Source organism: Streptomyces europaeiscabiei (genome assembly GCF_001550375.1).
Taxonomy (GTDB): Bacteria; Actinomycetota; Actinomycetes; order Streptomycetales; family Streptomycetaceae; genus Streptomyces; species Streptomyces europaeiscabiei.
In genome coordinates this window covers 1-10,382 of record NZ_LRTR01000064.1, presented here as the reverse complement: position 1 = coordinate 10,382, position 10,382 = coordinate 1, and the positions used below count along the sequence as shown (strand labels likewise).

10 protein-coding genes are annotated in these 10,382 nt (G+C 68.4%); 1 reads left to right on the top strand and 9 read right to left on the bottom strand.

Features of this window, described 5'->3' with window-relative positions; genetic code table 11:
- Positions 1-960, top strand: a 960-nt coding sequence (locus tag AWZ10_RS02905; RefSeq protein WP_060890363.1) for a glycerate kinase, incomplete at its 5' end; no start/stop codon positions are given.
- Positions 961-963: 3 nt separating this feature from the next.
- On the opposite strand, the gene AWZ10_RS51365 is transcribed toward AWZ10_RS02905, so the two are convergent.
- The 9 genes from AWZ10_RS51365 to AWZ10_RS02865 all read right to left on the bottom strand — a co-directional run bounded on the left by AWZ10_RS51365 (position 964) and on the right by AWZ10_RS02865 (position 10,214).
- Complete coding sequence (locus tag AWZ10_RS51365; protein WP_159015116.1) at positions 964-1,125, bottom strand: hypothetical protein; 162 nt, start codon at positions 1,123-1,125, stop codon at positions 964-966.
- A 64-nt stretch (positions 1,126-1,189) separates the two neighbouring features.
- Positions 1,190-2,008 carry a CDP-diacylglycerol--serine O-phosphatidyltransferase gene (gene pssA, locus AWZ10_RS02900; RefSeq protein WP_046706919.1) on the bottom strand — a complete coding sequence of 273 codons (819 nt, stop codon included), beginning with the start codon at positions 2,006-2,008 and terminating at the stop codon, positions 1,190-1,192.
- 22 nt (positions 2,009-2,030) lie between these two features.
- On the bottom strand, positions 2,031-2,678 hold the full coding sequence (locus tag AWZ10_RS02895) for a phosphatidylserine decarboxylase (protein ID WP_078935522.1): 648 nt from the start codon (positions 2,676-2,678) through the stop codon (positions 2,031-2,033).
- Between the two features lie 191 nt (positions 2,679-2,869).
- The gene (locus AWZ10_RS02890) at positions 2,870-4,075 is read right to left on the bottom strand and encodes an acyl-CoA dehydrogenase family protein (protein ID WP_046706920.1); all 1,206 of its coding nucleotides are present in this window, start codon (positions 4,073-4,075) and stop codon (positions 2,870-2,872) included.
- Between the two features lie 2 nt (positions 4,076-4,077).
- Positions 4,078-4,590, bottom strand: a complete 513-nt coding sequence (locus AWZ10_RS02885) for a MaoC family dehydratase (protein ID WP_046706921.1) — start codon at positions 4,588-4,590, stop codon at positions 4,078-4,080.
- A 5-nt stretch (positions 4,591-4,595) separates the two neighbouring features.
- The gene (locus AWZ10_RS02880) at positions 4,596-5,570 is read right to left on the bottom strand and encodes an HpcH/HpaI aldolase/citrate lyase family protein (RefSeq protein WP_046706922.1); all 975 of its coding nucleotides are present in this window, start codon (positions 5,568-5,570) and stop codon (positions 4,596-4,598) included.
- Entirely contained in the window at positions 5,567-7,618 is a 2,052-nt protein-coding gene (locus AWZ10_RS02875) for a protein meaA (RefSeq protein ID WP_046706923.1), read from the bottom strand. The genes AWZ10_RS02880 and AWZ10_RS02875 overlap by 4 nt, the downstream gene beginning before the upstream one ends.
- A gap of 9 nt (positions 7,619-7,627) precedes the next feature.
- On the bottom strand, positions 7,628-8,965 hold the full coding sequence (ccrA, locus tag AWZ10_RS02870; protein WP_046706924.1) for a crotonyl-CoA carboxylase/reductase: 1,338 nt from the start codon (positions 8,963-8,965) through the stop codon (positions 7,628-7,630).
- Between the two features lie 421 nt (positions 8,966-9,386).
- Entirely contained in the window at positions 9,387-10,214 is an 828-nt protein-coding gene (locus tag AWZ10_RS02865) for a TetR family transcriptional regulator (RefSeq protein WP_107065475.1), read from the bottom strand.
- Positions 10,215-10,382 lie beyond the last annotated feature (168 nt).

Below are 10,382 nucleotides of genomic sequence, written 5' to 3'. Positions count from 1 at the left end.
GGCTTCGCACGCCGCGAGGTACGGGTCGCCGGCCCGCTCGGTGAGCCCGTCACCGCCGCGTACGCGCTGCGCGGCGACACAGCCGTCGTCGAGATGGCCGAGGCCAGCGGGTTGCAGAGGCTCCCCGCCGGGGCCTTCGCGCCGCTCACCGCCTCCACGTACGGCTCCGGGGAACTGCTGCGTGCCGCACTCGACGCGGGCGCCCGCACGATCGTGTTCGGCGTCGGCGGCAGCGCCACGACGGACGGCGGCGCGGGCATGCTCGCCGCGCTCGGGGCACGCTTCCTGGACGCGGCGGGGGAGCCCGTCGGGCCCGGGGGCGGCGGCCTGCGCGACCTGGTGACGGCGGACCTGTCGGGCCTCGACGAGAGACTCGCGTCGATCGACCTCGTCCTCGCCAGCGACGTCGACAACCCGCTGACCGGGCCGAAGGGCGCGCCCGCCGTGTACGGGCCGCAGAAGGGCGCGAGCCCCGAGGACGTGGCGACGCTGGACGCGGCCCTGGCCCACTTCGCGGCCGTCCTGGAGAAGACGGTCGGGGAGCGCGCCGCCGAGCACGCTCTCGCCCCGGGCGCGGGTGCCGCCGGCGGCATCGGCTACGGAGCCCTCGTCCTCGGCGCCCGCTTCCGCCCCGGCATCGAGGTCATGCTCGACGTCCTCGGCTTCTCGGCGGCACTGGAGAAGGCCACCCTGGTGATCACCGGCGAGGGCTCACTCGACGAGCAGACCCTCCACGGCAAGGCGCCCGCCGGGGTCGCGGCGGCCGCCAGGGCCGCCGGCAAGGAGGTCGTGGCGGTCTGTGGCCGCCTGGCGCTCCGGCCGGAGGCGCTGGGGCGGGCCGGTTTCCGCCGGGTCTATCCCCTGACGGACGTCGAGCCGGACGTGGAGCGCTGCATCGCCGATCCGGGGCCGATCCTGGAGCAGGTGGCGGAGCGGATCGGGCGGGACTTCCTTACCTGACCCCTACGGCAGGGGAATCAGATTGCCGTCCAGTTCCCTGAAGTACTTGCCGCTGCTGAGGCCCTCCACCTTGCCGTTCTTGAACCAGAGTTTCGAGAAGTGGTGGATGGCCTGGGCGGTGGTCTCCCGCACCAGGGAGTGGCTGGATCCCTCGAAGCAGAACATCGCAGAACGGGTGTGGCCCGAGCCGTGATGGCTCGGGCCACACCCGTCAGTGCTGGAGCGAAGGTCAGGGCAGCTGCGCCGCCCGCGCCTCACGCCGGTTGCCGCGGAAGTTGTTCACCCGCCGCGCCGTGGCGAAGAGGGGGATCACCGCGCCCATGACGAGCTGCAGGGCGCAGCCGGTCTGGAGGAGGAGCTGACCGCCGGGGGCGTCGAAGGCCCAGGCCATCAGCAGGCCCATCGACAGGACGATCCAGGAGAGCATCGCCCCCGCGAGAGGACCCCGCGGCTTCGGGTACTCGACCCGGCTCACCATCAGCCATGCCGTACCGAGGATCGCCAGGAGGGTCGCCACGAAGGGCAGCTCAAGGAGCACGATCGACACGACGGTCAGCGCGCCGAACGGCGACGGCATGCCCTGGAAGGTGCCGTCCTTGACCGTCACGCAGGAGAATCTCGCGAGTCTCAGCACCACGGCCAGCAACACGACGATCGCGCCCACCGCCGCCACCCGCTGGTGCGCGTCGTCCGCGACCATGCCGTAGACGAGGACGAAGTACGCCGGCGCCAGGCCGAAGCTGATCAGGTCGGAGAGGTTGTCCAGCTCCGCGCCCATCGGCGAGGAGCGGAGCTTGCGCGCCACCAGCCCGTCGAACAGATCGAAGATCGCCGCGCACAGCATCAGGATCACGGCGGTGGCCGCGCTGTGGCGTGCCATGCCGGGCTCCTGGCTGCCGGTGAGGTCCGGGATCAGGATGCCGGTGGTGGTGAAGTACACCGCCATGAAGCCGCACGTGGCGTTGCCGAGAGTGAGGGTGTCCGCTATCGACAGGCGGAGAGAAAGAGGCATCTCCTCCTCTTCGTCGACCTCGTCGGCCTCGGGCACCCAGCCCGGCTGGGTCTCCGGATCAGTCACGGTCAATGCGAGTCACCCCAGCCACGGTCTTCTGACCCACCTCGACGTCGATCTCCACACCCTCGGGCAGGTAGATGTCGACGCGCGAGCCGAAGCGGATCAGCCCGATCCGGTCACCCTGCTCGACCTTGGTGCCCTCGGGGATGTACGGAACGATGCGGCGAGCCACGGCGCCGGCGATCTGGATCATCTCGATGTCACCGAGTTCGGTGTCGAAGTGCCAGACGACGCGCTCGTTGTTCTCGCTCTCCTTGTTGAACGCCGGCACGAACCCGCCCGGGATGTGCTCGACCGACGTCACCGTGCCGGACAGCGGGGCGCGGTTGACGTGGACGTTGAGCGGGCTCATGAAGATCGCGACGCGGGTACGTCCGTCCTTCCACGGCATGATGCTCTGCACCACTCCGTCGGCGGGCGAGATGACCCGGCCCTGGGCGATCTCACGCTCGGGGTCGCGGAAGAACCACAGCATGCCCGCCGCCAGCGCGGTGGCGGGTACGGCCACGGCCCGAGCGGCACCGGAGCGGCGCGAACGGGCGAGGCTGAGTGCTGCGGTGGCGACGGTCGGGAGAAGCCACGGCGATGCTCCGCGCGCGAGGCGGACCCGGCCGCGTGGTGCAGAGGTTTGGCTGTGGGGCATGGATGACCTTCGTAGCGGATGATGCCGCGCGGTGACTGGGGACGGCGGCTTTCCGGGGATCGTACCGGTCGCGGACCGCAACTGGGCAAGCCAGGAAGCGGAGTCGACGACCGAAGAGTACTCACGGGGTGTGATCTTCTTCTCGTAGAAAACACCCCGAACCAGACAACCGACCCCGGGCCGGCCTTGGGCTAGCCCTGGAATCGATACTCTTCGAGCAGTCGACGACCGATGATCATTTTCTGGATTTCGGCGGTACCTTCACCGATCAGCAGCATCGGCGCCTCACGGTAGAGGCGCTCGATCTCGTACTCCTTGGAGAAGCCGTAACCGCCGTGGATCCGGAAAGCGTCCTCGACGACTTCCTTGCAGTATTCGGAGGCGAGGTACTTCGCCATCCCTGCTTCGAGGTCGTTTCGTTCGCCCGAGTCCTTTTTGCGAGCTGCGTTCACCATCATCGCATGGGCGGCCTCGACCTTGGTAGCCATCTCGGCCAGCTTGAACTGGATCGCCTGGTGCTGGGCGATCGGTTTGCCGAAAGTGTGGCGCTGCTGGGCGTACGAGACACCGAGTTCGAACGCACGCTGAGCGACTCCGCAACCACGTGCGGCCACATTGACCCGGCCGACCTCGACGCCGTCCATCATTTGGTAAAACCCTCGGCCCGTGGTGCCGCCGAGTACACGATTGGCCGGAATGCGCAGTCCGTCCATGATGAGCTCGGTCGTGTCGACGCCCTTGTAGCCCATCTTGTCGATCTTCCCGGGAATGGTGAGGCCGGGGCGGACCTCTCCGAAACCGGGTTCCTTCTCGATCAGGAACGTGGTCATCGACTTGTGGGGGGCCGTGCCCTCGGGGTGGCCTTCGTCACTTCGGACGAGTACGGCGACGAGTGTTGACGTCCCACCGTTCGTCAGCCACATCTTCTGACCGTTCAGGACGTAGTCGTCGCCGTCCTTGACCGCCTTGGAGGTGATCGCCGACACATCGGAACCGAGACCCGGCTCCGACATCGAGAAGGCGCCCCGGACGTCACCGGCCGCCATCCTCGGCAGGAAGTGGTCCTTCTGCTCCTGCGTGCCGTGCTGCTTCAGCATGTACGCCACGATGAAGTGCGTGTTGATGATCCCGGACACGGACATCCAGCCCCGGGCGATCTCCTCCACGCACAGCGCGTACGTGAGGAGGGACTCGCCCAGACCGCCGTACTCCTCGGGGATCATCAGGCCGAACAGGCCCAGTTCCTTCAGCCCGTCGACGATCGCCTGCGGGTACTCGTCGCGGTGCTCCAGCTCGGTCGCGACCGGGATGATCTCCTTGTCCACGAAGTCGCGGACGGTGGACAGGATCTCCTGCTGGATGTCGGTCAGACCTGCGGTCTGGGCGAGTCGCGCCATGGCTACTTCTCCTGTGCCTTCGGCTCCGGGCGGCCGGGCTGCTCGCCGCCGCGCTCCTTGATGTACGTCTCGGTCGGCACCATGACCTTGCGGCGGAACACGCACACCAGCGTGCCGTCCTGCTTGTAGCCCTTGGTCTCGACGTGGACGATGCCGCGGTCGTTCTTCGACTTCGACGGCCACTTGTCGAGCACGGTCGTCTCGCCGTAGAGCGTGTCGCCGTGGAAGGTCGGCGCCACGTGCTTCAGCGACTCGATCTCCAGGTTGGCGATCGCCTTGCCGGAGACGTCCGGCACGGACATGCCCAGCAGCAGCGAGTAGATGTAGTTCCCGACCACGACGTTCTTGCCGAAGTCGGTCGTCTTCTCGGCGTAGTTGCTGTCCATGTGGAGCGGGTGGTGGTTCATGGTGAGGAGACAGAAGAGGTGGTCGTCGTACTCGGTGACCGTCTTGCCGGGCCAGTGCTTGTACACCGCCCCGACCTCGAACTCCTCGTAGGTGCGTCCGAACTGCATCGCGCTCAGCCTTCCGGGATCTCGAACTTCGACGTACGGGTCATTCCCGCCGCCCGCCCCTTGCCGGAGACGACCAGGGCCATCTTGCGGCTGGCCTCGTCGATCATCTCGTCGCCGAGCATCGCCGAACCCTTTTTGCCGCCGGCCTCGGACGTGCAGTAGTCGTACGCGTCCAGGATCAGCTCGGCGTGGTCGAAGTCCTCCTGAGAGGGCGAGAAGATCTCGTTGGACGCCTCGACCTGGCCCGGGTGCAGCACCCACTTGCCGTCGAAGCCGAGCGCGGCGGCGCGCTGGGCCACCTCGCGGTAGCCGTCGACGTTGCGGATCTGCAGGTAGGGGCCGTCGATCGCCTGGAGGTCGTTGGCGCGGGCGGCCATCAGGATCTTCATCAGGATGTAGTGGTAGGCGTCCGCCGGGTAACCGGGCGGCTGCTCGCCCACGACCAGCGACTTCATGTTGATCGACGCCATGAAGTCGGCAGGGCCGAAGATGATCGTCTCGACGCGCTGGGACGCCGTCGCGATCTCGTTGACGTTGTTCAGGCCCTGCGCGTTCTCGATCTGCGCCTCGATGCCGATCTTGCCGACCTCGAAGCCCATCGTCTTCTCGATCTGCGTCAGCAGGAGGTCGAGGGCGACGACCTGCTGGGCGGTCTGCACCTTCGGCAGCATGATGCAGTCGAGGTTCTGACCGGCACCCTCGACGACGGTCACGACATCGCGGTACGTCCACTCCGTCGTCCAGTCGTTGACCCGTACGACCCGCGTCTTGCCGGTCCAGTCGCCCTCGTTGAGGAACTTGACGATGGTGTGCCGAGCCTCGGGCTTGGCGAGCGGGGCGCAGGCGTCCTCCAGGTCGAGGAAGACCTGGTCCGCCGGGAGGCCCTGGGCCTTCTCCAGGAAGCGCGGGTTGCTTCCCGGCACCGCGAGGCAGGAGCGCCGCGGACGAAGGCGGTTCACCTGAGGAACAGGGCTGGTCATGCGGGGACCTCCAGGGGGTCGAGCTTGTTGGCCTTGCGGATCTCGTCGACGATACGGCCGATGATCCCGGTGATGTCGAAGTCCTTCGGGGTGAACACGGCGGCCACTCCGGCGGCCCTGAGCTGTGCGGCGTCCGCGTTCGGGATGATCCCGCCGGCGATCACCGGGATGTCGGTGGCACCGGCCTCCCGCAGCCGGTCCAGCACGTCCGGCACCAGCTGGGCGTGCGAGCCGGAGAGGATGGACAGACCGACCGCGTGCACGTCCTCGGCGATCGCCGCGTCCACGATCTGCTCCGGGGTGAGCCGGATGCCCTGGTAGACCACCTCGAAGCCCGCGTCACGGGCCCGCACGGCGATCTGCTCGGCCCCGTTGGAGTGCCCGTCCAGACCCGGCTTGCCGACCAGGAAGCGGAGCTTGCCGACGTTCAGGTCCTTCGCCGTCAGCTCCACCTTGCGGCGGACCTCCGACATGGCCGAGCCCTCCTCGGCGGAGACGGCCACCGGCGCCGACGACACACCGGTCGGCGCCCGGAACTCCCCGAACACCTCACGGAGGGCCCCGGACCACTCGCCGGTCGTGACCCCGGCGCGGGCGCACTCCAGGGTGGCCTCCATGAGGTTGCCGGTGCCCTTCGCGGCCTCCTTCAGCCGATCCAGCGCCTTGCACGGGCGCGGGTGGTTGAAGGGCGGCTGGTAGCGCGTGTCACGCCAGTTCTGGAGCGACTTGATCACCCGCGCCTCGACCGCCGGGTCCACGGTCTGGATCGCCGCGTCCAGGTCGGCGGTCAGCGGGTTCGGCTCCGTCGACTCGAAGACGTTGACCCCGACGATCTTCTCCTGTCCCGACTCGATCCGGGCCCGGCGCTCGGCGTGCGAGGAGACCAGCTGCGACTTGAGGTAGCCGGACTCGACGGCGGCCATCGCGCCGCCCATCTCCTGGATCCGCTCGATCTCGGCGAAGGACGCCTCGACCAGCTGGGTCACCTTCGCCTCGATGACGTGCGAGCCCTCGAAGATGTCCTCGTACTCCAGCAGATCGCTCTCGTGCGCCAGCACCTGCTGGATCCGCAGCGACCACTGCTGGTCCCACGGCCGGGGCAGGCCCAGGGCCTCGTTCCAGGCCGGCAGCTGGACCGCCCTGGCCCGTGCGTCCTTGGAGAGGGTCACGGCCAGCATCTCCAGGACGATCCGCTGGACGTTGTTCTCCGGCTGCGCCTCGGTCAGACCGAGTGAGTTGACCTGGACGCCGTACCGGAAACGCCGCTGCTTGGCGTTCTCGATGCCGTACCGCTCGCGGGTGATCCGGTCCCAGATCCGCCCGAAGGCCCGCATCTTGCACATCTCCTCGACGAAGCGGACGCCCGCGTTCACGAAGAAGGAGATACGGGCGACGACGTCACCGAACTTCTCGGCCGGGACCTGCCCCGAGTCCCGTACGGCGTCCAGCACCGCGATCGCCGTGGACATCGCGTACGCGATCTCCTGCACCGGCGTGGCGCCCGCCTCCTGCAGGTGGTAGCTGCAGATGTTGATCGGGTTCCACTTGGGCATACGGGAGACCGTGTACGCGATCATGTCCGTCGTCAGCCGGAGCGAGGGCCCCGGCGGGAACACATGGGTACCCCGCGACAGGTACTCCTTGACGATGTCGTTCTGGGTCGTGCCCTGGAGCTGGGTGATGTCCGCGCCCTGCTCCTCCGCCACGACCTGGTAGAGCGCCAGCAGCCACATGGCGGTGGCGTTGATGGTCATCGAGGTGTTCATCTGCTCCAGGGGGATGTCCTGGAACAGCCTGCGCATGTCACCGAGATGGGCCACCGGGACGCCGACCCGGCCGACCTCGCCGCGGGCGAGGATGTGGTCGGAGTCGTAGCCGGTCTGGGTCGGCAGGTCGAACGCGACCGACAGACCCGTCTGCCCCTTGGCGAGGTTGCGCCGGTACAGCTCGTTGGACGCCTCCGCCGTGGAGTGACCGGCGTAGGTGCGCATGAGCCACGGCCGGTCCTTCTCCCGCTTGCCGCCATCGGCGGGCTGACGCTCACTCATGTGGGGACCTCAGATGTTCCGGAAGCGGTTGATGGCGTCGACGTGCTGGGCGCGCTTCTCGTGGTCGCGCACGCCGAGGCCCTCCTCGGGGGCCAGCGCGAGGACGCCGACCTTGCCCTGGTGGAGGTTGCGGTGCACGTCGTACGCGGCCTGCCCGGTCTCCTCCAGGGAGTAGACCTTCGACAGCGTCGGGTGGATCTTGCCCTTGGCGATGAGGCGGTTGGCCTCCCAGGCCTCGCGGTAGTTCGCGAAGTGCGAGCCGATGATCCGCTTCAGCGACATCCACAGGTAGCGGTTGTCGTACTCGTGGTTGAAGCCCGACGTCGAGGCGCAGGTGACGATCGTGCCGCCCTTGCGGGTGACGTACACCGACGCGCCGAAGGTCTCGCGGCCCGGGTGCTCGAAGACGATGTCGACGTCCTCGCCGCCGGTGAGTTCACGGATGCGCTTGCCGAAGCGCTTCCACTCGCGCGGGTCCTGGTGGTGCTCGTCCTTCCAGAACTTGTAGTCCTCGGCGGTGCGGTCGATGATCGCCTCGGCGCCCATGGACCGGCAGATGTCGGCCTTCTGCTCGCTGGAGACGACACAGATCGGGTTGGCGCCGCCGGCCAGCGCGAACTGGGTGGCGTAACTGCCGAGGCCGCCGCTGGCGCCCCAGATCAGCACGTTGTCGCCCTGCTTCATGCCGGCGCCGTTGCGGGAGACCAGCTGCCGGTACGCGGTGGAGTTCACCAGGCCCGGAGCGGCGGCCTCCTCCCAGCTGAGGTGGTCGGGCTTCGGCATCAGCTGGTTGGACTTGACGAGCGCGATCTCGGCGAGACCGCCGAAGTTGGTCTCGAAGCCCCAGATCCGCTGCTCGGGGTCGAGCATCGTGTCGTTGTGGCCGTCGGAGGACTCCAGCTCCACGCTCAGGCAGTGCGCGACGACCTCGTCGCCGGGCCGCCAGGCGTTGACGCCGGGGCCGGTGCGCAGGACGACGCCCGCGAGGTCGGAGCCGATGATGTGGTACGGCAGGTCGTGGCGCTTGGTCAGCTCGGAGAGCTTTCCGTAGCGCTCCAGGAAGCCGAAGGTGGACAGCGGCTCGAAGATCGAGGTCCACACGGAGTTGTAGTTGACCGAGGAGGCCATGACGGCCACCAGGGCCTCGCCCGGGCCGAGCTCCGGGAGCGGGACCTCGTCGAGGTGGATCGACTTGCGGGGGTCCTTGTCGCGGGTGGTGAGTCCCGCGAACATCTCCGTCTCGTCCTTGTGCACGGTGATCGCACGGTACGACTCGGGGAGCGGCAGTGCGGCGAAGTCGGCCGACGTGGAGTCGGGCGACTGGATCGCGTCCAGGATTTCCTTCACGGTGGTGCCTCCGGCGACGTGCGTCCTGAGGGAGGGACGCTGCTGAGGGTTACGTCGGGTGTTGAGCTGGGTTGTGGTGCCGTCGGTTCGGCGGAGGTGGTGCTGCGGCGGCGCTTTGTGGCGCGGAAGGGTGCCTGTGACGCAGGCGTCCGGGCACGCAGACCGTGGTCTGCGGGGACAGCCGACGTACGAGAGTTCTCTGCACGCCGGCCGCCCGGACTCCTTCAACGTATGGCACGCCGTGTCACCCCGCAAGGCACCGAGTGCCAGAAAGTTCGCTCAGGTGAAATCTTTACGTAACACCTGAGCGATGATCGATCAGGTGGGGGTCGAAAAGGGCCTCTGACATGCCAAAACGGCCACCCGGTGGGGTGGCCGTCGTCACAGTTACCGATGAGTAAAAAGTGGTTCGGGTCGGGTCTCAGCGGTCCCGGAGCGCCTCTTCGATGGTTCGCATGACCTCGTCGAGGGGCGCGTCCGTGCGGGCGACCGTCACCAGGACCTCGCCGTGGGTGGACGCCGTCGCGGCGACCGGCTCGGGTGCCATGGTGCGGCCCGCGCCGATGCCCGTGCCGAACGTCCTGCGCACGATGGCGAAGGCGTGGTCGAGCTGCGTCTCGACGTCACCCTGCCCGCCGGACCTGAGCCACCGCCGCAGCACGTGGTTGTGCGCGGTGACGACCGCCGAGGCGGCCACCTCGGCGAGCAGCGGGTCGTCGTTGCCGTCGTCGTGGTGGGCGTGCTCGTCGAAGTGGCCCAGCAGATAGCGGGTGAACAGGCGCTCGTAGCGGGCCACGGAGGCGATCTCCGCCTCCCGCAGGGTGGGGACCTCACGGGTCAGCTTGTAGCGGGCGACCGAGATCTCCGGCCGGGCCGCGTACATCCTCATGACTTCCTTGATGCCGCGGCACACCGTGTCGAGCGGGTGCTCGTGCTGGGGAGCGGCGTTGAGCACCGCCTCCGCGCGGATCAGGGTGTCGTCGTGGTCCGGGAAGATCGCCTCTTCCTTGGAGCGGAAGTGACGGAAGAAGGTGCGGCGGGCGACCCCGGCCGCCGCCGCGATCTCGTCGACGGTGGTCGCCTCGTACCCCTTGGTCGAGAACAGCTCCATGGCCGCGGCCGCCAGTTCCCGGCGCATCTTGAGGCGTTGGGCGGCGGCGCGGCTGCCCGCGGCGCTCTCCGGAGCGTCGGGCGCAGCCGGTGTACGTGAGGACTTGGCGGGCTGGGACATGCCCCGAACGTACTGCATCCGTGCAGGAGAGTGCGCGTGTCCTGCCATCCCCCCGCCCTGCCCGGACGGGGGAGTGGCCAGGTGCGCGGGCGGGGGAGCGGGGGACCGGCCGGGCACGGAGACGGCGGAGCGGGCCGCCGAAGGACGGCTGCCCGGGCCCAGCAGTCCACCCCAGTCCGTGCCCGC

Bases quoted from the DNA above. Each gene is read 5' to 3' on its own strand.
- AWZ10_RS02890 (WP_046706920.1), bottom strand. From the start codon at position 4,075: ATGGCGCGACTCGCCCAGACCGCAGGTCTGACCGACATCCAGCAGGAG.
- AWZ10_RS51365 (WP_159015116.1), bottom strand. From the start codon at position 1,125: ATGTTCTGCTTCGAGGGATCCAGCCACTCCCTGGTGCGGGAGACCACC.
- AWZ10_RS02895 (WP_078935522.1), bottom strand. From the start codon at position 2,678: ATGCCCCACAGCCAAACCTCTGCACCACGCGGCCGGGTCCGCCTCGCG.
- AWZ10_RS02875 (WP_046706923.1), bottom strand. From the start codon at position 7,618: ATGAGTGAGCGTCAGCCCGCCGATGGCGGCAAGCGGGAGAAGGACCGG.
- AWZ10_RS02885 (WP_046706921.1), bottom strand. From the start codon at position 4,590: ATGCAGTTCGGACGCACCTACGAGGAGTTCGAGGTCGGGGCGGTGTAC.
- AWZ10_RS02880 (WP_046706922.1), bottom strand. From the start codon at position 5,570: ATGACCAGCCCTGTTCCTCAGGTGAACCGCCTTCGTCCGCGGCGCTCC.
- AWZ10_RS02865 (WP_107065475.1), bottom strand. From the start codon at position 10,214: ATGCAGTACGTTCGGGGCATGTCCCAGCCCGCCAAGTCCTCACGTACA.